The organism is Streptomyces sp. CA-106110 (assembly GCF_050936285.1).
GTDB lineage: Bacteria > Actinomycetota > Actinomycetes > Streptomycetales > Streptomycetaceae > Streptomyces.
In genome coordinates, this window is record NZ_JBNJNB010000001.1 from 8,858,826 (window position 1) to 8,878,476 (window position 19,651).

A 19,651-nucleotide genomic window follows, 5' to 3' on the forward strand; every position below is an offset into this window, starting at 1 on the left:
ACATGACCGCCACCGCACTCTCGAGAGACGCGGGTTCCCCGCCCGTCGCGTCCGCTGCCCGCGCGCGGCGGACGCGACGGCGCGGGCGGATCGTCGCCCTGCTCTTCGTCTTCCCCGCGCTGCTGCTGCTCGGCGCCCTCGTCGTCTACCCGGTGCTGTTCTCGGTCGGACGCAGCTTCTTCGACGCCTCCGGCACCCGCTTCGTGGGCGGCGACAACTACGCGGAGATGTTCCGTGACCCGGCGACGCTCAAGGCCATCCGGAACACCACCATCTGGGTGGTCGTCGCCCCCGCGCTGCTGACCGGGCTCGGTCTGATCCTGGCCGTCCTGGTGGAGAAGGTCCGCTGGGCGACGGCGTTCAAACTGCTGCTGTTCATGCCGATGGCAGTGTCCTTCCTCGCCGCGGGCATCATCTTCCGCCTCGCCTACGACGAGGATCCGAACAAGGGCGTGCTGAACGCCGCCGTGGTCTCGGTCCACGACGCCTTCCAGGGCACGTCGTCCTATCCGACGGCACGCGCCCGCACCGGACAGGGGCTCACGGCAGGCCGCGACGGCTCGTACCGCACGAGCGCCGGCGTCTCGCCGGGCGACTCGGTGGCCCTCGGCCTGGTCGGGGTACTGCCCAAGGACCTGCCCGCGGGAGCGGCGCCCGCGTACGGGGCGGCCGGGCAGAAGGCCGGCGCGGACGAGGTGCGCGGGGTCGTCTATCTGGACTTCACACCCGGTGGGGGCGGGAAGCAGGGAGTGGTCGACCGCGGGGAGAGCGGCCTGCCGCAGATGAAGGTCGAGGCGGTGCGCGACGGGCGGACCGTGGCGACCACGACGACCGCGTCCGATGGTTCCTTCCGCTTCTCCGGACTGGACTCCGGCTCGTACACGGTGACGCTGCCGGGATCGAACTTCGCACCGCCCTACCAGGGTGTCTCCTGGCTCGGACCGACGCTGGTGACGCCGGCGATCATCGGGGCGTATCTGTGGATCTGGACCGGCTTCGCGATGGTGCTGATCGGAGCGGGCCTCGCCACACTGCCCCGGGACGCGCTGGAGGCGGCCCGGATGGACGGGGCGAACGAGTGGCAGATCTTCCGGCGGATCACCGTTCCGCTGCTGGCACCCGTGCTGACCGTGGTCTTCGTGACCCTGGTGATCAATGTGATGAAGGTCTTCGACCTCGTCTACATCATCGCGCCGGGGCCGGTGCAGGAGGACGCGACCGTGCTGGCGACGCAGATGTGGCTGGTCTCCTTCGGCGGCGGCAACAACCAGGGGCTCGGCAGCGCGCTCGGCGTGCTGCTCCTGTTGCTGGTGATTCCCGCGATGGTCTTCAATGTCCGCCGTTTCCGAAGGAGTCAGCGATGAACGCGGTCAGACGCGGCCTCGGCAACGGGCTGGTGCAGGCCTTCCTCGTGGTGATCGGCCTGATCTGGCTCACTCCGCTGGTGGGACTGTTCGTCTCGTCGCTCCGGTCGGCCGAGGACACGGCGAAGGGCGGCTGGTGGACGGCCCTGGCCGGCCCCGGGCAGCTGTCCTTCGACAACTACTCGGCGCTGCTGAAGAACGCCGGGATGACGCAGGCGTTCTGGAACACGGTGCTGATCTCGGTGCCGGCCACCGCACTGGTCGTCGTGCTCGCGGCGCTCGCCGGATACGCCTTCGCATGGCTGGACTTCCCGGCGCGCGAGCCGATCTTCCTGCTGGTGGTCGCGCTGCTCGTGGTGCCGGTGCAGATCGGTCTGCTGCCGGTCGCCAAACTCTTCGGGCAGCTGGGGCTGTTCGGCACTATTCCGGGCGTCGTCCTCTTCCACGTGGCGTACGGGCTTCCCTTCGCCGTGTTCCTGCTGCGGAACTACTTCGCGGAGATACCGAAGGAGATGCTGGAGGCGGCGCGGATGGACGGCGGCAGCGAGTGGCGCATCTTCACCCGGCTCGTGCTCCCGGTGGGGCGGCCCGCCCTCGCCAGCCTTGCCATCTTCCAGTTCCTGTGGGTGTGGAACGACATGCTGGTGGCACTGCTGTTCGCCGACAGCTCCTCGCAGCCGCTGACCGTGGAACTCCAGTCCCAGATAAGGCAGTTCGGCAGCAACATCGATGTGCTGGCGCCCGGCGCGTTCCTGTCGCTGATCGTGCCGGTGGCGGTGTTCTTCGCGTTCCAGCGGCACTTCGTGCAGGGGGTCATGGCCGGATCGGTCAAGTAGCCGACCCCGGAAAAGCCGGACGCCGGACGGGCTGAACCCAGCCCGTCCGGCGTCCGGCTTCGGTGACGAGATGCGTCGCTCAGGCCGACGCCGGCGGATACAGCGACCTCGGCAGTTGCGAGGCCGCCGCCGCGTCCAGCAGCCACAGGGTGCGTGACCTGCCGCGCGCGCCCGCCGCCGGAGCCTGGATCTCCCCTGCCCCGGACAGCGCGATGGCGACCGCCTGCGCCTTGTCCTCACCGGCCGCCAGCAGCCAGACCTCGCGGGCCGACCGGATCGCCGGAAGCGTGAGCGAGACCCGCGTCGGCGGCGGCTTCGGCGAGCCGTGCACGCCGACGACCGTCCGCTCGGTCTCCCGCACCGCCGGCATCTCCGGGAAGAGCGAGGCCACGTGCGTGTCCGGGCCGACGCCCAGCATCAGGACGTCGAAGGTGGGCACCGCACCGTGGTTCTCGGGGCCCGCCGCCCGCGCCAGCTCCGCCCCGTACGCCTCGGCCGCGGCGTCCACGTCGTTGCCGTACAGGCCGTCCGACGCGGGCATGGCGTGCACGCGCTTCGGGTCCAGCGGCACCGCGTCGAGCAGCGCCTCGCGGGCCTGGGTGTGGTTCCGCTCGGGGTCGCCCTCGGGCAGGAACCGCTCGTCGCCCCACCACAGGTCGATGCGGCCCCAGTCGACGGCGTCCCGGGCGGGAGCGGCGGCGAGCGCGGCCAGCAGGCCGTTGCCGTTGCGCCCGCCGGTCAGCACGACCGAGGCGGAGCCGCGGGAGGCCTGGGCGTCGACGACCTTGGTGATCAGCCGGGCCGCCGCGGCCTGGGCCATCAGCTCCTTGTCGCGGTGTACGACGAGTTGTGGGGTGCTCACTTCGCCGCCTTCTTCGCCGGGTGCTTCCCGCTCGTCTTGCCGGTGTGTTCCGCCGCCGGCTCCTGCGCCGCGGCCGGTGCCGGTTTCGCGACTTCTGCCGGAGCCGCGGTCTCGTCGGCCGCCTTGCCGCTGGCCGCCTCGGTCGCGGCCGCGGCGGGCTCCGCCCCGGCACCCAGCCGGTCGACGCCGTACCGCAGCGCCGAGGCGTAGGTGTCGTCCGGGTCGAGCCTGCGCAGCTCCTCCGCGATCAGCTCGGCCGTGTCGCGGCGCTTGAGCGCCACCGCGCGGTCCGGCTGCCCGTGGATGGAGAGGGTCGCGAGCGAGCCGTCCGCCCGGTCGAGCACGATCGGGCCGCAGTTCGTGTCCATCCGGACGGCGGTGAGGCCGGGGCCGGAGGAGAGGGAGCGCTTGACGGGGACGCTCAGCCGGTCGGCGAGCCACATCGCGAGCAGCTCACAACTCGGGTTGAACTCCTCGCCCTCCACCTCGACGCCCTTGACGTCGCAAGTGATCTGGTCGAGGGCCGCGGCCAGCATCGAGCGCCAGGGCGTGATGCGGGTCCACGACAGGTCGGTGTCGCCGGGCGTGTAGGCGTCGGCGCGCGCGCTCAGCTCCCGCACCGGCGCCTCGGCCGTGTACGTGTCCGTGACCCGGCGCTGGGCGAGCGCGCCGAGGGGGTCGCTGGCCGGGTCGAGCGGTGCGTTCACCGGCCACCAGACGACGACCGGGGCGTCCGGCAGCAGAAGTGGCAGCACCACGGACTGGGCGTGGTTCACCACCTCGCCGTACAGCCGCAGCACCACCGTCTCGCCGGTGCCCGCGTCCGCGCCCACCCACACCTCGGCGTCCAGGCGCGAGGTCGTGCGGTCGCGCGGGGAGCGTGAGACGCGCTTGATGACCACGAGGGTGCGCGAGGGGTGCTCGCGCGAGGCCTCGTTCGCGGCCTTCAGGGCGTCGTATGCGTTCTCCTCGTCGGTGACGATGACCAGGGTGAGCACCATGCCGACCGCAGGCGTGCCGATGGCGCGGCGGCCCTGCACCAGCGCCTTGTTTATCTTGCTGGCAGTGGTGTCCGTGAGGTCCATCTTCATGGCCGGCGCCAGCTCCGTCCGTCTCGTTCGAGCATCTCGTCCGCCTCGGCGGGCCCCCAGGTTCCGGCCAGGTACCGCGCGGGCTTGCCGTGCTTGTCCCAGTACTGCTCGATCGGGTCGAGGATCTCCCAGGACCGCTCGACCTCCTCGGTACGCGGGAAGAGGTTCGAGTCCCCGAGCAGGACGTCCAGGATCAGGCGCTCGTACGCCTCGGGGCTGGACTCGGTGAAGGACTCGCCGTAGGCGAAGTCCATGGACACGTCCCGGATCTCCATCGAGGTGCCCGGCACCTTGGAGCCGAAGCGGACGGTGACGCCCTCGTCGGGCTGGACGCGGATGACGACCGCGTTCTGGCCCAGCTCCTCGGTGGCGGTGGTGTCGAAGGGGGAGTGCGGGGCGCGCTGGAAGACGACCGCGATCTCGGTGACCCGGCGGCCCAGGCGCTTGCCGGTGCGCAGATAGAAGGGGACGCCCGCCCAGCGGCGGTTGTCGATCCCCACCTTGATCGCGGCATAGGTGTCGGTCTTCGACTTGGGGTCGATGCCCTCCTCCTGGAGGTAGCCGACCGCCTTCTCGCCGCCCTGCCAGCCGGCCGAGTACTGCGCGAACACGGTGTCCCGGCCGAGGTCCCGGGGCAGCCGGACGGCCCCGAGCACCTTGGTCTTCTCGGCCGCGAGCGCGTCCGCGTCGAAGGAGGCGGGCTCCTCCATGGCCGTGAGGGCCAGCAGCTGCAGCAGATGGTTCTGGATGACGTCACGGGCGGCGCCGATGCCGTCGTAGTAGCCGGCGCGGCCGCCGATGCCGATGTCCTCGGCCATCGTGATCTGCACATGGTCCACGAAGGACCGGTTCCAGATGGGCTCGAACATCGTGTTGGCGAAGCGCAGCGCCAGGATGTTCTGGACGGTCTCCTTGCCCAGGTAGTGGTCGATGCGGAAGACCTGGTCGGAGGCGAAGACCTCATGCACGATCGCGTTGAGTTCCTCCGCCGACTTCAGGTCATGACCGAAGGGCTTCTCGATGACCGCGCGCCGCCAGGAGCCGCCGGTCTGGTCGGCCAGGCCGTGCTTCTTCAGCTGCTGGATGACCACGGGGAAGGACTTGGGCGGCACCGAGAGGTAGAAGGCGAAGTTGCCGCCTGTGCCCTGTGCCTTGTCCAGCTCCTCGATGGTGGAGCGCAGCCGCTCGAACGCGTCGTCGTCGTCGAAGGTGCCCTGGACGAAGCGCATCCCCTGGATGAGCTGCTGCCAGACCTCCTCGCGGAACGGCGTACGGGCGTGCTCCTTGACGGCGTCGTGGACCTCCTTGGCGAAGTCCTCGTGGTGCCACTCGCGGCGGGCGAAGCCGACGAGCGAGAAGCCCGGCGGCAGCAGGCCGCGGTTGGCAAGGTCGTAAACGGCAGGCATGAGCTTTTTACGTGACAAATCGCCCGTAACGCCGAAAATGACCAGGCCCGACGGCCCCGCGATACGCGGGAGCCGTCGGTCCGCGGCGTCACGAAGCGGGTTCGCTCCGTGTACGGATGTCAAGGTCTCAGCCCTCCGAAGGGGCGAGGCGCTGCAGCTCCGCCTCGGTCGACTTGAGCAGGTCGTTCCAGGAACCCTCGAACTTGTCGACGCCCTCGTCCTCCAGGAGCTGGACCACCTCGTCGTACGAGATGCCGAGCCTCTCGATCGCGTCGAGGTCCGCGCGCGCCTGGTCGTAGGTGCCGGCGACGGTGTTCCCACCGATCTCGCCGTGGTCCTCGACGGCCAGCAGGGTGGCCTCCGGCATGGTGTTCACCGTGTTCGGCGCCACCAGGTCCACCACGTACATGGTGTCCTTGTACGCGGGGTCCTTGACGCCGGTGGAGGCCCACAGCGGGCGCTGCTTGTTGGCCCGCGCCTTGTCCAGAGCCAGCCAGCGGTCGCTGCTGAACACCTCTTCGTAGGTCTCGTAGGCGAGTCGCGCGTTGGCGATGGCCGCCTTGCCGCGCAGCGCCTTCGCCTCCGGCGTGCCGATGCCGTCGAGCCGCTTGTCGGTCTCCGTGTCCACCCGGGACACGAAGAAGGACGCCACGGAGTGGATCTTGGACAGGTCCAGGCCGCGCTCCTTGGCCTTCTCCAGGCCGGCCAGGTAGGCGTCCATGACCTTGCGGTAGCGGTCCAGCGAGAAGATCAGCGTGACGTTGACGCTGATGCCGTTGCCGATGGTCTCGGTGATCGCCGGGAGACCCGCCTCGGTGGCCGGGATCTTGATGAGCGTGTTCGGGCGGTCGACCAGCCAGGCGAGCTGCTTGGCCTCGGCGACGGTCGCTCGGGTGTTGTGCGCGAGGCGCGGGTCGACCTCGATTGACACCCGGCCGTCCTGACCCTGCGTGGCGTCGAACACCGGACGCAGGATGTCGGCGGCGTCCCGGACGTCCGCCGTGGTGATCATGCGGATCGCCTCTTCGACGGTGACCTTGCGGGCGGCGAGGTCGGCGAGCTGCTGCTCGTAGCCGTCGCCCGACGAGATCGCCTTCTGGAAGATCGTCGGGTTGGTGGTGACGCCCACGACGTGCTGCTGGTCGATCAACTCGGCGAGGTTGCCGGACGTGATCCGCTTGCGCGACAGGTCGTCCAGCCAGATCGCGACGCCTTCTTCGGAGAGGCGCTTGAGTGCGTCTGTCATGGAAAATGCATCTCCTACGTGTCGTATATCAGCGTCAGCGCTGGGCTGCGGCGATCGATTCCCGAGCGGCGGATGCAACGTTCTCGGCAGTGAACCCGAACTCCCGGAAGAGCACCTTGCCGTCGGCCGAAGCACCGAAGTGCTCCAGGGAAACGATGCGACCCGCATCCCCGACGAACCTGTGCCAGGTGAGCCCGATCCCGGCCTCGACCGCGACCCGGGCCTTCACCGACGGCGGCAGGACGCTGTCCCGGTACCCCTGGTCCTGCTCCTCGAACCACTCCACCGACGGCATCGACACGACCCGCGTCGGGATTCCGTCGGCCTGGAGCTGCTCGCGGGCCTCGACGGCGATGTGCACCTCGGAACCGGTGGCGATCAGGATCACCTGCGGCTCGCCACCGTCGGCCTCGAACATCACATAACCACCGCGGACGGTGTCCTCGTTGGGCTCGTAGGTCGGCACGCCCTGGCGGGTCAGCGCGAGACCGTGCGGGGCGCCCTTGCCGAACTCCTTGGTCCAGCGCTTGAGGATCTCGCGCCAGGCGATGGCGGTCTCGTTGGCGTCGGCCGGGCGCACGAGGTTCAGGCCCGGGATGGCGCGCAGCGAGGCCAGGTGCTCGACGGGCTGGTGGGTCGGGCCGTCCTCGCCCAGGCCGATGGAGTCGTGGGTCCACACGTACGTCACCGGCAGGTGCATCAGGGCCGACAGACGCACCGCGTTGCGCATGTAGTCGGAGAACACCAGGAAGGTGCCGCCGTAGACGCGGGTGTTGCCGTGCAGCGTGATGCCGTTCATCTCCGCGGCCATCGAGTGCTCGCGGATACCGAAGTGGATCGTCCGGCCGTAGGGGTTCGCCCCCGGCAGCGGATTGTCCGCCGGCAGGAACGAGCTGTTCTTGTCGATGGTGGTGTTGTTCGAGCCGGCCAGGTCGGCGGAGCCACCCCACAGTTCCGGGATGATCGCGCCGAGGGCCTGCAGCACCTTGCCGGACGCGGCGCGCGTGGCGACCGCCTTGCCTGCCTCGAAGACCGGGAGCTTCTCCTCCCAGCCGGTGGGCAGCTCGCCCTCGCTCATGCGGTCGAACTCGGCGGCGCGCTCCGGGTTGCCCGAGCGCCACTCCTGGAAGGACTTCTCCCAGTCGGCCTTCGCCGCACGGCCGCGATCGAGGGCCTTGCGGGTGTGCTCGATGACCTCGTCGGCCACCTGGAAGCTCTTGTCCGGGTCGAAGCCGAGGACGCGCTTGGTGGCCGCGACCTCGTCCTCGCCGAGGGCCGAGCCGTGCGCGGCCTCGGTGTTCTGTGCGTGCGGAGCCGGCCAGGCGATGATCGAGCGCATCGCGATGAAGGAAGGCCGGTCCGTGACCTTCTTGGCCGCCTCGATCGCGTCGTAGATGGCGTTCGGGTCGAGGTCGCCGTCCGGCTTGGGCGCCACGCGCTGCACGTGCCAGCCGTAGGCCTCATAGCGCTTGACCGTGTCCTCGGAGACCGCGGTCTCGGTGTCGCCCTCGATCGAGATGTGGTTGTCGTCCCACAGCAGGATCAGATTGCCGAGCTCCTGGTGACCGGCGAGCGAGGACGCCTCGGCGGAGATGCCCTCCTGGAGGCAGCCGTCACCGGCGATGCAATAGATGAAGTGGTCGAAGGGGGAAGTGCCGGGCGCCGCGTCCGGGTCGAACAGACCGCGCTCGTACCGCGAGGCCATGGCCATGCCCACCGCGTTGGCGACACCCTGGCCCAGCGGGCCGGTCGTCGTCTCCACACCCTTGGTGTGCCCGTACTCCGGGTGGCCGGGGGTCTTCGAGCCCCAGGTGCGGAAGGACTCCAGATCGTTCAGCTCCAGGCCGAAACCGGCCATGTAGAGCTGCGTGTAGAGAGTCAGGGACGTGTGGCCGGCGGACAGGACGAAGCGGTCACGGCCCACCCACTGGGGATCCGCCGGGTCGTGGCGCATCACCTTCTGGAAGAGGGTGTAGGCGGCCGGAGCCAGGCTCATCGCCGTACCGGGATGGCCGTTGCCGACCTTCTGTACGGCATCGGCGGCCAGGACGCGGGCGGTGTCGACGGCCCGCTGGTCCAACTCGGTCCACTCGAGGTCTGTTGTGGTCGGCTTGGTGCTCACCCTGGGTCAGGGCTCCTCTCCACATGTCGAATGCCGGTGCACTGGACGCCCACCGGCCGTTGCTGAGCCTACCCCCGTAGGTACGTGCGTCTTTTCGAGTCATTCCAGACTGCCGGGAGTCGTCGTCATCCGCCTCCCGACCGGCCGATCCCCGGTCGGCAAGTGAATACGGAGCCGCTCATCCGACTGCTCAATCGAGCGAGGTTCGGCTCGTGTCCGGTCGCCTTTCCCGGGTCGCGCCGGCCGCTTCCAACACGACCCACCCCCGCGAAGGGCGGGCTGTGGGCAACGTCTAAAGTTGCGTGAGTACGCGCGAGCCTTTACCGGGAATTCACAGCCCGGGCTCGCTGGGATGTCTCTGTCAGGGGTGTACGTGACGGCCGTCGAATCCCGTCCAACGGGTGGGGGCACCGCCCACGCCCTCGAGGCTGCGCGGGAGCTCGGGACGAGCAGCAGCCGGGGCCAACGGCCGTTTGGGGCCCGGGCCAAGGCCTTCGTGGCGCTGACCAAGCCGCGGATCATCGAGCTGCTCCTGATCACCACCGTACCGGTGATGTTCCTCGCCCAGCAGGGCGTGCCGAGCCTGAGGCTGGTGCTGCTCACCTGCATCGGCGGCTACCTCTCCGCGGGTGGTGCCAACGCGCTCAACATGTACATCGACCGGGACATCGACGCGCTCATGGATCGCACCTCGCAGCGCCCGCTGGTCACCGGCATGGTCAGCCCCCGTGAGTGCCTCGCCTTCGGCATCACGCTGGCGGTCGTCTCGACGCTGCTGTTCGGTTTCACCGTCAACTGGCTATCCGCCTGGCTGTCGCTCGGTGCGCTGCTTTTCTACGTCGTCGTCTACACGATGATCCTCAAACGACGTACCTCACAGAACATCGTGTGGGGCGGCATCGCCGGCTGCCTGCCCGTCCTCATCGGCTGGTCGTCCGTCACGAACTCGCTGTCGTGGGCGCCGGTCATCCTCTTCCTCGTCATGTTCTTCTGGACGCCGCCGCACTACTGGCCGCTGTCCATGAAGGTCAAGGACGACTACGCGCGCGTGGGCGTGCCGATGCTGCCGGTCATCGCCTCCAACAAGGTGGTCGCCCGGCAGATCGTCATCTACAGCTGGGTGATGGTCGTGGTCTCCCTGCTGCTCACCCCGCTCGGCTACACGGGCTGGTTCTACACGACGGTCGCCCTCGCGGCCGGCGGCTGGTGGCTGTGGGAGGCGCACGCGCTGCAGAACCGGGCGAGGTCGGAGGCGATGGGCGTGAAGCTGAAGGAGATGCGCCTGTTCCACTGGAGCATCACCTACGTCTCGCTGCTCTTCGTCGCCGTGGCGGTGGACCCCTTCCTCCGGTAGCCGCCGCGGCAGACGTCATCTGCACGACCGACGGGAGGGGTGCGTGGTCAAGGCCACGCACCCCTCCCGTCGCCGTTCGATCTACCCGTCGGTAGCATCCTGGCCATGGCAGACACGCAGCAGGTTGACGAGGGCACGGACGCCAAGCAGGCCGCCAGGGCCGAGCGCAGGGCGACTCGGCTCGCCAAGGAGATCGACGCCTTCGCCAAGGCGCACGGCGGCGCCGAGGGGCAGGTGGCGTACATCGGGCAGCGCGGCGCCAGGATCGTGCTCGTGGGCGAGGACGGCGGCTGGGGTGACCTTGTCGCACCGACGTACGACATCGCCGAGAAGGCCGTGCAGAAGGCCGGAATCACCGTGCACGAGGCCTTCGACGGCGAGTTCGCGGCCAAGGTGAAGACCGGCCCGTACGAGTGGAAGCGCATGGCGGGGATCCAGCTGGGCGGTCCGAGCAACACCTGAGACCGGGTTCACCCGTTAGGACCTGAAGAGGACCGGTCCAGACACGGGGAGTCCGGGTGATCGAAACATCGTCCTTGGTGGACCAGTACTGCCACGGCGTGCTCCGTACCGAGCTGGGCCTCGGCACCTTCGAGGCCCACCTCGCCCGTACGGAGGGGCCGCCGGCGGCCGGCACCACCCTGTTCGACACCCAGACGGGTTTCGCCGTCCGTCGCTGGTGTCCGCCGCTGCTCGGTCTGGAGCCGCACTGCCCGCCCGCCCGCTACCTCGCCCGGCGCCGGGAGCTCGGCGTCCTGGAGTCGGGGCGCAGACTGCTGCGGGGCAGCGGCATCACCACCTATCTCGTCGGCACTGGGCTGCCCGGCGATCTCACCGGGCCGGCCGAGATGGCCTCGGCGGGAGCGGCCGAGGCACATGAGATCGTCCGTCTTGAGCTGCTCGCCGAACAGGTGGCCGACACCTCGGGAACGGTGGAGTCGTTCCTCGCCAACCTCGCCGAGTCCATCCACGGGGCGGCGGCGCACGCGGTGGCGTTCACCTCGGTGGCGGGAGTCCGGCACGGTCTGGCCCTGGCGCCCGAGCCGCCGGGGCCGGGCGAGGTACGCGGCGCGGCGGGCCGCTGGCTCGCCGGCCGCCGGGTCGGCGGCACCCTGTCCGACCCCGTTCTGCTGCGCCATCTGCTGTGGAGCGCGGTCGCCTCGGGCCGGCCCCTGCAACTGCACGCGGGCCTCGGTGAACCGGGCCTGCGGATCGACCGCACCGACCCGGTCCTGCTCACCGACTTCGTACGCGCCACGGCCGGGCTCGGCACGGACCTCGTCCTGCTGCACGGCTATCCGTACCACCGGCACGCGGCGCATCTCGCGGGGGTGTTCCCGCACGTGTACGCGGACCTGGGCGCGGCGCTCGTCCGCACGGGCGCCCGGGCCGCCGACGTGCTCGCCGAGATCCTGGAGCTGGCGCCCTTCGGCAAGCTCCTCTTCTCCAGCGGCGCGCACGGACTGCCCGAACTCCATGTGGTCGGGGCCCAGCTGTTCCGTGAGGCGCTCTCCCGGCTGCTGGGGGACTGGGTCGCCGAGGGCGCCTGGTCGCTGGAGGACGCTCAGCGGGTGGCGGGGATGATCGCCGCGGGCAACGCACTGCGGGTGTACGGGCTGAAGTGAGGCCTGCGGCCACGTGCCGGAGCCGCAGGGCTCCGGCCGGGCGTCACGCGGCCGTCAGGGCCGACTCCGCCGAGGGCCCCGGAAGGCCCGCCGTCGCCTCGGGGCGTTCGCGCAATGCCAGCAGCACCCTGAGCACGCCGATCCACACCAGGCAGGCGCCGAACATGTGCAGGCCCACCAGGATCTCCGGAAGGTGGGTGAAGTACTGGATGTAGCCGATGACTCCCTGGCCCAGCAGGATCAGGAACACGTCCCGGGTGCGGTGCAGCGGGCTCGCGGGCGCGTCGACCGCCTTGAGGACGAACCACAGGGCGAAGGTGAGCGTCACCACGATCCAGGCGAGCACCGCGTGCAGTTTGGCGATGGTCTCCCAGTCGACGGGGATGCGCTCGACTTCCCGGGAGTCACCGGCGTGCGGACCCGCGCCGGTGACCACGGTGCCCACCGCGATCAGCAGCACCGAGGCGACGACCAGGAACCACACCAGCTGCTGCACGGCCTTGCCGACCAGCGGGCGCGGAGCCGCGTCGCCCTCGCGGGTGCGTTGCCACATGAGCGTGGCCACGGTGATCAGCGCGGTGGAGAGCAGGAAGTGGGCGGCGACGGTGTACGGGTTGAGGCCCACGAGGACCACGATGCCGCCGAGGATCGCGTTGCTCATCACGATCCAGAACTGCGCCCAGCCCAGCCGGGTGAGGCCGCGCCGCCACGGCTTCTGCGAGCGGGCGGCGACGATCGCCCAGCCGACCGCCGCGCACAGCACGTAGGTCAGCATGCGGTTGCTGAACTCGATGACGCCGTGGATGCCCATGGCGCCGGTCGTGGTCAGCGAGTTGTCCGTGCACTGAGGCCAGGTCGGACAGCCGAGTCCGGAGCCCGTCAGGCGCACGGCGCCGCCGGTGACGACGATGACCACCGACATGACGAGCGCGGAGAGCGCCGCCCGCTGAACCGTCCGGGGTTCCGGGGTCCAGCGTGCGGCGATGAAGGCGATCGGGTTGCGCACGGCCGCCACGGCGTCGGCGCGAGTCACGTTTGGCACGCCCCTCATGGTAGGGGGCCGCTTGTGCACGGTTTCACGAGGGGTCGGCCCACGGGAGTCCCGCGAGTAGCCGGGAGGTCGAGCAGGGAGCCGCCGGCCGCGATGTTTCCCGATGGCGCGGGGAAGCCGGGGTCACTCCCAGCGGAAGAACTTTCCGGCCGCGGCCAGGCCCACGACGGCCCACACCGCCAGCACGCCCAGGTCGCCCCAGGGCGTACCGGCCCCGTGCTGAAGGACGCTCCGCAGACCGTCCGAGAGCGCGGAGATCGGCAGCAGATCGAGCACGTGCTCGGCACCGGAGGGGAACTTGTCCAGCGGCACGATGACGCCGCCGCCCACGAGCAGCAGCAGGAAGACCAGGTTGGCGGCGGCCAGAGTGGCCTCGGCCTTCAGCGTTCCGGCCATCAGCAGCCCGAGTCCGGAGAAGGCCGCCGTGCCCAGCACCAGCAGGAGAAGCACCGCGAGCGGGTTGCCGTGCGGCGACCAGCCCAGCGCGAAGGCGATCACCGTCAGCAGGACCACCTGGAGGACCTCGGTGACCAGGACGGAGGCCGTCTTCGCCGTCATCAGGCCCCAGCGGGGGAGCGGTGAGGAGGCGAGCCGCTTCAGCACGCCGTACCGGCGCTCGAACCCGGTCGCGATGGCCTGTCCCGTGAACGCCGTCGACATCACGGCGAGCGCCAGTATGCCCGGCGTCAGGAAGTCGACGGCCTTGCCGGCGCCGGTGTCGACGACGTCGACGGAACTGAAGAGGACGAGCAGCAGCGTCGGGATGACCACCGTCAGCAGCAGCTGCTCACCGTTGCGGAGCAGCATCTTCGTCTCGAGCGCGGCCTGCGCCGCGATCATGCGGGGCAGCGGTGCGGCGCCGGGCTTCGGCGCGTGGATACCGACGGTGGTCACGAGCGCAGCTCCCTGCCGGTCAGCTCGAGGAAAACGTCTTCGAGGGTGTGCCGTTCGACGGAGATCCGGTCCGGCATCACCCCGTGCTGGGCGCACCAGGAGGTGACCGTGGCCAGCAGTTGCGGATCGACCTTGCCCACGACCCGGTACGCGCCCGGCGTCAGCTCCCCGGCCGTGCAGTCCGCCGGGAGCGCCTTCAGCAGCGACCCCACGTCGAGGCCCGGGCGGCCGGTGAAACGCAGGGTGTTCTCGGCGCCGCCGCGGCACAGCTCCTCCGGGGAGCCCTGTGCGATGACCCGGCCCCCGTCGATGATCGCGACATCGTCGGCGAGCTGCTCGGCCTCGTCCATGTAGTGCGTCGTCAGGATCACGGAGACCCCGTCGGCACGCAGATCGCGCACGAGATCCCAGGTGGCCCGGCGCGCCTGGGGGTCGAGACCGGCGGTCGGCTCGTCCAGGAACACGAGCTCGGGACGGCCGACGACGGCCATGGCGAGCGCCAGCCGCTGCTGCTGTCCGCCCGACAGCCGCCGGTACGCCGTGCGTCCGCAGCCGCCGAGCCCGAGGCGCTCCATGAGCCCGTCCACGTCCAGCGGATCGGCGTGCAGCTTGGCGACATGGCGCAGCATCTCGTCGGCGCGGGCGCCCGGGTAGACGCCGCCGGACTGGAGCATGACACCTATGCGGGGACGCAGCGCCGAGGCTTCGCGGACCGGGTCGAGACCCAGGACGCGTACCGCGCCGGAATCCGGCTTCCGGTACCCCTCGCAGGTCTCCACCGTGGTCGTCTTGCCCGCCCCGTTGGGCCCCAGTACCGCGGTGATCCCCGCCCGGGCCACCAGGTCGAGGCCGTCCACCGCGGTCTTTGCGCCGTAGCGCTTCACCAGGGACTGGACCTGGACGACCGGCTCACTTCGCATGGGTCCCGAGTCTAGGTAGGCGCGCCGGGCGCGAGACGAGGGGGTCCGGAATCCGGTCGGAGGCCGCATGAGGGCGTCCGGAAACTACTCCTCGCCCGGCCGGTGCAACGGCAGCCATCGCTCCGCATAGGCCACCGCGTCCGCCACGGGGAACAGCCGTACCCCGGCCGCACCCACCTTCCCCCGGACGACCGTACGGTCCCGCTCGAAATCGTGGCCGAGCTCGTCGAACCGGTCCGAGCTGATCGCCACCTCGGTCACCACCTCCCAGCCGGCCGGGCCCGGCCGGCCCACCCGCACCCGGGGCGCGGGTATCCGGTACTCGGCCAGGTGGAAGCTGGTGCAGGTGCTGTAGCCCGCGCCGAGCAGCAGGACACGGGCGCCCATCGCCTCCAGCCGGGCCAGCGGGCTCTTCTCACCGAGCCGGCAGTCGGGAGCGTGTCCGTCGAGGATCGTCCGGGCGCGCGGGCCGATCGCCGCGAACGAGGTCTGCGGATGGGCGCTGCGTGAGGCACCGGGCCAGGTGCGGACGGTCTCCGGTATCACTCCAACCCCGCGTGACGGTGTGACCAGCGGGTCATAGGCAGGCATGGCGTCGCGGATCGTCTCCCACCACTCCTCGGGCACCGGTGGCCTGCTCCACAGCGCGGGGTCCGAGAGGTCACCCGTCTGGGTGGGGACCACGAGCGTGCCCTCGGGACCGAGCACGTCCAGAAGTCCCTGGACCACCGCGAGGGCGCCACCGCAGACCCAGCCGAGGGAGCTGAGCGAGGAGTGCACGAGGAGGGTCTCGCCGGGGGTGACCCCGAGTGCGCGCAGCTGCGTGCAGACGGTGTCCCGGGTGACAAGAGGGCCGGTGGGAGGGGGTGTGGGCATGGTCCGGGAGTCTTGCCGACCGCCGCGGCGGACGCCACCTGTTTTGATCGATCAGGGATCGTTCACGCAGGTCACCTTAGGTATCCCTAAGTGATGCACGGCACCGGTGCCCGGTCGGACGGCGCTTGTCAGGCTCTGAGGAATTACGCAACAATGGCGTTGTGAAAAACGTCGGCGAAGCTCGGGAGACCCCCACGGGGGCCCCGCAGGAGGAGCTCGCGGCTGGGTTGCGGTCGGATCGCTCGACACGCAACCGGGTCGCGCGGTCCATCCTGGACCACGGGCCGTCGACCGTCACCGAGCTCGCCGGGAGGCTGCAGCTCACCCAGGCGGCCGTACGGCGGCACTTGGACGCGCTCGTCGCCGACGACGTCGTGGTGGCCCGAGAGCAGCGCGTGTACGGCGCGCGTACGCGTGGTCGCCCCGCCAAGGTCTTCGCGCTCACGGACTGCGGCCGTGACGCGTTCGACCAGTCGTACGACAAGCTCGCCGCGGACGCCCTGCGCTTCATCAAGGAGCGGTTCGGCGGGGACGAGGCCGTCGTGGCCTTCGCCCGCGCCAGGATCGCCGAGCAGGCCACCGCCTACCGGGAGGCCATCGAGGCCGCCGACCCGGCACAGCGCACCGAAGCGCTGGCCAAGGCCTTGAGCGCGGACGGGTACGCTGCTACGGCGCGCAGCGCCCCGGTCGGCGAACAGCTCTGCCAGCACCACTGCCCGGTCGCCCACGTCGCGGAACAGTTCCCGCAACTGTGCGAGGTCGAGACGGAGATCTTCTCCGATCTGCTCGGCACGCACGTCCAGCGACTGGCGACGATCGCGCACGGCGACGGTGTCTGTACGACGTTCATCCCGAGAGCGCCCCATGCGCCCCCGGCAGCCGAAGCCACAAAGATTTCCAAGACCACCCACAACGCATCTGCCAGCACGGCCGGGAGGAACCCCGCATGACTCTCCCCACGGAGACTGCTCACCCCGAACTCGAGGGCCTGGGCAACTACGAATACGGCTGGGCCGACTCTGACGAGGCCGGTGCCGCGGCGAAGCGCGGTCTGAGCGAAGACGTCGTCCGCGACATCTCGGCGAAGAAGTCCGAGCCGGAGTGGATGACCAAGCTGCGCCTCAAGGGCCTGCGGCTCTTCGAGAAGAAGCCCATGCCGAACTGGGGCTCGGACCTGTCGGGCATCGACTTCGACAACATCAAGTACTTCGTGCGCTCCACGGAGAAGCAGGCGGAGTCCTGGGAGGACCTGCCCGAGGACATCAAGAACACGTACGACAAGCTCGGCATCCCGGAGGCGGAGAAGCAGCGCCTCGTGGCCGGTGTCGCGGCCCAGTACGAGTCGGAGGTCGTCTACCACCAGATCCGTGAGGACCTGGAGGAGCAGGGCGTCATCTTCCTCGACACCGACACCGCGCTGAAGGAGCACCCGGAGCTCTTCAAGGAGTACTTCGGGACCGTCATCCCGGCCGGTGACAACAAGTTCGCCTCGCTGAACACCGCCGTGTGGTCCGGCGGCTCCTTCATCTACGTGCCGCCGGGCGTGCACGTGGAGATCCCGCTCCAGGCCTACTTCCGTATCAACACGGAGAACATGGGCCAGTTCGAGCGGACCCTGATCATCGTCGACGAGGGTGCCTACGTGCACTACGTCGAGGGCTGCACGGCCCCGATCTACAAGTCGGACTCGCTGCACTCCGCGGTCGTCGAGATCATCGTCAAGAAGAACGCCCGCTGCCGCTACACGACCATCCAGAACTGGTCCAACAACGTCTACAACCTGGTCACCAAGCGCGCCGTGGCCTACGAGGGCGCGACCATGGAGTGGATCGACGGCAACATCGGCTCCAAGGTGACGATGAAGTACCCCGCCGTCTACCTGATGGGCGAGCACGCCAAGGGCGAGACCCTGTCCATCGCCTTCGCGGGCGAGGGCCAGCACCAGGACGCCGGCTCCAAGATGGTCCACATGGCGCCGAACACCTCGTCCAACATCGTCTCCAAGTCGGTGGCGCGCGGCGGCGGCCGTACTTCCTACCGCGGCCTGGTCGAGATCGGCGAGGGCGCCGCGGGTTCCAAGTCCAACGTGCTCTGTGACGCGCTGCTCGTCGACACCATCTCCCGCTCGGACACCTACCCCTACGTGGACGTCCGCGAGGACGACGTGTCCATGGGCCACGAGGCGACCGTCTCCAAGGTCTCCGAGGACCAGCTCTTCTACCTGATGAGCCGCGGCCTCTCCGAGTTCGAGGCGATGGCGATGATCGTGCGCGGCTTCGTCGAGCCGATCGCCAAGGAACTGCCGATGGAGTACGCGCTGGAGCTCAACCGGCTGATCGAGCTGCAGATGGAAGGCGCGGTCGGCTGACGGCCGTCCTCGTCCGCAGCAGGCGGCCCGCCTTTCCGCGGCGGGCCGCGGGTCACCACTGACTTAGGAAGAGAGCACAACGACAGCCATGGCTGAGGCCCAGAACTCCCCCACGCTCGGCTCCGCTCGCGCGGGGGGACCCCCACCGGTAGGCAGCACCACCACCGGCTCGATCGCGGTCGCCGCGGAGTCGACCGTCGCCACCCGTATGAGTGCGCCGCCGTCCTTCGACGTGGCGGACTTCCCGGTGCCGCACGGCCGTGAGGAGGAGTGGCGGTTCACGCCGCTGGAGCGGCTGCGCGGCCTGCACGACGGCACCGCGGTGACGAACGGCGCCGGTGTGAAGGTGAGCGTCGAGGCTCCCGAGGGCGTCACCGTCGAGAGCGTCGGCCGGGACGATGCCCGGCTCGGCAGGGCGGGCACCCCGGTGGACCGGGTGGCCGCGCAGGCCTACTCGGCGTTCGAGACGGCCGGCGTGGTCACCGTCCCCAAGGACACGGTGCTCACCGAGCCCGTCCGGATCGCCGTGCACGGCGAGGGCGGGGTGGCCTTCGGTCACCAGGTGATCGAGCTGGGCGCCTTCGCCGAGGCAGTCGTCGTCATCGACCACACCGGTGACGCGGTCCTCGCCGCGAACGTGGAATACGTCCTGGGCGACGGCGCCAAGCTGACCGTCGTCTCGGTCCAGGACTGGGACGACACGGCGGTCCACGCAGCCCAGCACAACGCGCTGGTCGGCCGGGACGCGAGCTTCAAGTCCGTGGTCGTGACCTTCGGCGGCGACGTGGTGCGTCTGCATCCTCGCGTGAACTATGCCGGCACCGGCGGTGAGGCGGAGCTGTACGGCCTGTACTTCACCGACCAGGGCCAGCACCAGGAGCACCGGCTCTTCGTCGACCACAACACCCCGCACTGCAAGTCGAACGTCGCCTACAAGGGCGCGCTGCAGGGCGACGACGCGCACGCGGTGTGGATCGGCGACGTGCTCATCGAGGCCAAGGCCGAGGGCACGGACACCTACGAGATGAACCGCAACCTGGTGCTCACGGACGGCGCCCGCGTCGACTCGGTCCCGAACCTGGAGATCGAGACCGGCGAGATCGTCGGCGCCGGCCACGCCTCCGCCACCGGCCGCTTCGACGACGAGCAGCTCTTCTACCTGATGGCCCGCGGTATCCCGGAGCACGACGCCCGCCGCCTGGTGGTCCGCGGCTTCTTCGCCGAGCTGGTCCAGCAGATCGGCGTCAAGGACATCGAGGAGCGCCTGATCGCCAAGATCGAAGAGGAGCTGGAGGCGTCGGTCGCATGACTGAACCGTCGAAGTTCGTACGCGTCTGCGGGCTGAGCGAGCTGGAGGAGGACACCCCGAAGAGGGTGGAACTCGACGGCACGCCGGTCTCGGTCGTCAAGACCGAGGGCGAGGTGTTCGCGATCAACGACATCTGCTCGCACGCGAACGTCTCCCTCGCCGAGGGCGAGGTCGACGACTGTCACATCGAGTGCTGGCTGCACGGCTCGCGCTTCGACCTCCGTTCCGGAAAGCCCGACGCACTTCCTGCGACGCGCCCCGTCCCCGTTTACCCCGTAAAGATCGAAGGAGACGACGTGCTCGTCTCCCTCACCCAGGAGTCCTGAG

18 protein-coding genes are annotated in these 19,651 nt (G+C 69.8%); 9 read left to right on the plus strand and 9 right to left on the minus strand.

What is annotated here, in order from left to right:
• Positions 1 to 2: 2 nt before the first annotated feature.
• A complete protein-coding gene (locus ACQEXA_RS40835) occupies positions 3 to 1,364 on the plus strand; it encodes an ABC transporter permease subunit (RefSeq protein WP_432926399.1) in 1,362 nt (453 codons plus the stop codon).
• Positions 1,361 to 2,200, plus strand: a complete 840-nt coding sequence (locus tag ACQEXA_RS40840; RefSeq protein ID WP_432926397.1) for a carbohydrate ABC transporter permease — start codon at positions 1,361 to 1,363, stop codon at positions 2,198 to 2,200. Before ACQEXA_RS40835 ends, ACQEXA_RS40840 begins: the two co-directional genes overlap by 4 nt.
• A gap of 79 nt (positions 2,201 to 2,279) precedes the next feature.
• On the opposite strand, the gene pgl is transcribed toward ACQEXA_RS40840, so the two are convergent.
• From pgl to tkt, 5 genes are read right to left on the minus strand one after another with little or no spacing between them, the layout of a single operon-like run.
• Positions 2,280 to 3,062 carry a 6-phosphogluconolactonase gene (pgl, locus tag ACQEXA_RS40845; RefSeq protein ID WP_359392397.1) on the minus strand — a complete coding sequence of 261 codons (783 nt, stop codon included), beginning with the start codon at positions 3,060 to 3,062 and terminating at the stop codon, positions 2,280 to 2,282.
• Positions 3,059 to 4,153: a glucose-6-phosphate dehydrogenase assembly protein OpcA gene (gene opcA / locus ACQEXA_RS40850; protein ID WP_432926395.1), complete on the minus strand. Its 1,095-nt coding sequence runs from the start codon at positions 4,151 to 4,153 to the stop codon at positions 3,059 to 3,061. Before opcA ends, pgl begins: the two co-directional genes overlap by 4 nt.
• Positions 4,150 to 5,682: a glucose-6-phosphate dehydrogenase gene (gene zwf, locus ACQEXA_RS40855; RefSeq protein WP_359392401.1), complete on the minus strand. Its 1,533-nt coding sequence runs from the start codon at positions 5,680 to 5,682 to the stop codon at positions 4,150 to 4,152. The genes opcA and zwf overlap by 4 nt, the downstream gene beginning before the upstream one ends.
• 4 nt (positions 5,683 to 5,686) lie before the next feature.
• Positions 5,687 to 6,805 carry a transaldolase gene (tal, locus tag ACQEXA_RS40860; protein ID WP_432926393.1) on the minus strand — a complete coding sequence of 373 codons (1,119 nt, stop codon included), beginning with the start codon at positions 6,803 to 6,805 and terminating at the stop codon, positions 5,687 to 5,689.
• Positions 6,806 to 6,839: 34 nt separating this feature from the next.
• Positions 6,840 to 8,927 (minus strand): transketolase, encoded by a 2,088-nt coding sequence (tkt, locus tag ACQEXA_RS40865; RefSeq protein WP_432926391.1) that lies wholly within the window; start codon positions 8,925 to 8,927, stop codon positions 6,840 to 6,842.
• 367 nt (positions 8,928 to 9,294) lie between these two features.
• Here tkt and ACQEXA_RS40870 point away from each other — a divergent pair, with 367 nt between their 5' ends.
• The 3 genes from ACQEXA_RS40870 (at position 9,295) to ACQEXA_RS40880 (ending at position 11,906) form a co-directional block, all read left to right on the plus strand.
• Complete coding sequence (locus ACQEXA_RS40870) at positions 9,295 to 10,281, plus strand: heme o synthase (protein ID WP_432939068.1); 987 nt, start codon at positions 9,295 to 9,297, stop codon at positions 10,279 to 10,281.
• 105 nt (positions 10,282 to 10,386) lie between these two features.
• Positions 10,387 to 10,743: a hypothetical protein gene (locus ACQEXA_RS40875; protein WP_432926389.1), complete on the plus strand. Its 357-nt coding sequence runs from the start codon at positions 10,387 to 10,389 to the stop codon at positions 10,741 to 10,743.
• Positions 10,744 to 10,799: 56 nt separating this feature from the next.
• Complete coding sequence (locus tag ACQEXA_RS40880; RefSeq protein WP_433132581.1) at positions 10,800 to 11,906, plus strand: amidohydrolase family protein; 1,107 nt, start codon at positions 10,800 to 10,802, stop codon at positions 11,904 to 11,906.
• Positions 11,907 to 11,949: 43 nt separating this feature from the next.
• Here the strand turns inward: ACQEXA_RS40880 and ACQEXA_RS40885 are convergent, their stop codons facing one another.
• From ACQEXA_RS40885 to ACQEXA_RS40900, 4 genes are all read right to left on the minus strand, one after another.
• Positions 11,950 to 12,957: a COX15/CtaA family protein gene (locus ACQEXA_RS40885; protein WP_432926387.1), complete on the minus strand. Its 1,008-nt coding sequence runs from the start codon at positions 12,955 to 12,957 to the stop codon at positions 11,950 to 11,952.
• 123 nt (positions 12,958 to 13,080) lie between these two features.
• Positions 13,081 to 13,797 carry an ABC transporter permease gene (locus ACQEXA_RS40890; RefSeq protein WP_432939066.1) on the minus strand — a complete coding sequence of 239 codons (717 nt, stop codon included), beginning with the start codon at positions 13,795 to 13,797 and terminating at the stop codon, positions 13,081 to 13,083.
• Positions 13,798 to 13,847: 50 nt separating this feature from the next.
• On the minus strand, positions 13,848 to 14,771 hold the full coding sequence (locus tag ACQEXA_RS40895) for an ABC transporter ATP-binding protein (protein ID WP_359392415.1): 924 nt from the start codon (positions 14,769 to 14,771) through the stop codon (positions 13,848 to 13,850).
• An 84-nt stretch (positions 14,772 to 14,855) separates the two neighbouring features.
• A complete protein-coding gene (locus tag ACQEXA_RS40900) occupies positions 14,856 to 15,647 on the minus strand; it encodes an aminoglycoside N(3)-acetyltransferase (protein WP_432926385.1) in 792 nt (263 codons plus the stop codon).
• A gap of 161 nt (positions 15,648 to 15,808) precedes the next feature.
• Between ACQEXA_RS40900 and ACQEXA_RS40905 the strand changes: the two genes are divergently transcribed.
• The 4 genes from ACQEXA_RS40905 to ACQEXA_RS40920 all read left to right on the plus strand — a co-directional run bounded on the left by ACQEXA_RS40905 (position 15,809) and on the right by ACQEXA_RS40920 (position 19,650).
• The gene (locus ACQEXA_RS40905; protein WP_359392419.1) at positions 15,809 to 16,597 is read left to right on the plus strand and encodes a helix-turn-helix transcriptional regulator; all 789 of its coding nucleotides are present in this window, start codon (positions 15,809 to 15,811) and stop codon (positions 16,595 to 16,597) included.
• Positions 16,594 to 18,015: a Fe-S cluster assembly protein SufB gene (gene sufB / locus ACQEXA_RS40910; protein ID WP_359392421.1), complete on the plus strand. Its 1,422-nt coding sequence runs from the start codon at positions 16,594 to 16,596 to the stop codon at positions 18,013 to 18,015. Before ACQEXA_RS40905 ends, sufB begins: the two co-directional genes overlap by 4 nt.
• 88 nt (positions 18,016 to 18,103) lie before the next feature.
• Positions 18,104 to 19,324, plus strand: coding sequence for a Fe-S cluster assembly protein SufD (sufD, locus tag ACQEXA_RS40915; RefSeq protein ID WP_432926382.1), 1,221 nt, complete (start codon positions 18,104 to 18,106; stop codon positions 19,322 to 19,324).
• Positions 19,321 to 19,650 carry a non-heme iron oxygenase ferredoxin subunit gene (locus ACQEXA_RS40920; RefSeq protein ID WP_432926381.1) on the plus strand — a complete coding sequence of 110 codons (330 nt, stop codon included), beginning with the start codon at positions 19,321 to 19,323 and terminating at the stop codon, positions 19,648 to 19,650. The genes sufD and ACQEXA_RS40920 overlap by 4 nt, the downstream gene beginning before the upstream one ends.
• The last annotated feature ends 1 nt before the right edge of the window (position 19,651 follow it).

Bases quoted from the DNA above. Each gene is read 5' to 3' on its own strand.
- ACQEXA_RS40890 (WP_432939066.1), bottom strand. From the start codon at position 13,797: ATGATCGCGGCGCAGGCCGCGCTCGAGACGAAGATGCTGCTCCGCAAC.
- opcA (WP_432926395.1), bottom strand. From the start codon at position 4,153: ATGAAGATGGACCTCACGGACACCACTGCCAGCAAGATAAACAAGGCG.
- ACQEXA_RS40900 (WP_432926385.1), bottom strand. From the start codon at position 15,647: ATGCCCACACCCCCTCCCACCGGCCCTCTTGTCACCCGGGACACCGTC.
- ACQEXA_RS40895 (WP_359392415.1), bottom strand. From the start codon at position 14,771: ATGCGAAGTGAGCCGGTCGTCCAGGTCCAGTCCCTGGTGAAGCGCTAC.
- sufB (WP_359392421.1), top strand. From the start codon at position 16,594: ATGACTCTCCCCACGGAGACTGCTCACCCCGAACTCGAGGGCCTGGGC.
- ACQEXA_RS40875 (WP_432926389.1), top strand. From the start codon at position 10,387: ATGGCAGACACGCAGCAGGTTGACGAGGGCACGGACGCCAAGCAGGCC.
- tal (WP_432926393.1), bottom strand. From the start codon at position 6,805: ATGACAGACGCACTCAAGCGCCTCTCCGAAGAAGGCGTCGCGATCTGG.
- sufD (WP_432926382.1), top strand. From the start codon at position 18,104: ATGGCTGAGGCCCAGAACTCCCCCACGCTCGGCTCCGCTCGCGCGGGG.
- ACQEXA_RS40885 (WP_432926387.1), bottom strand. From the start codon at position 12,957: ATGAGGGGCGTGCCAAACGTGACTCGCGCCGACGCCGTGGCGGCCGTG.
- ACQEXA_RS40840 (WP_432926397.1), top strand. From the start codon at position 1,361: ATGAACGCGGTCAGACGCGGCCTCGGCAACGGGCTGGTGCAGGCCTTC.
- ACQEXA_RS40920 (WP_432926381.1), top strand. From the start codon at position 19,321: ATGACTGAACCGTCGAAGTTCGTACGCGTCTGCGGGCTGAGCGAGCTG.
- ACQEXA_RS40835 (WP_432926399.1), top strand. From the start codon at position 3: ATGACCGCCACCGCACTCTCGAGAGACGCGGGTTCCCCGCCCGTCGCG.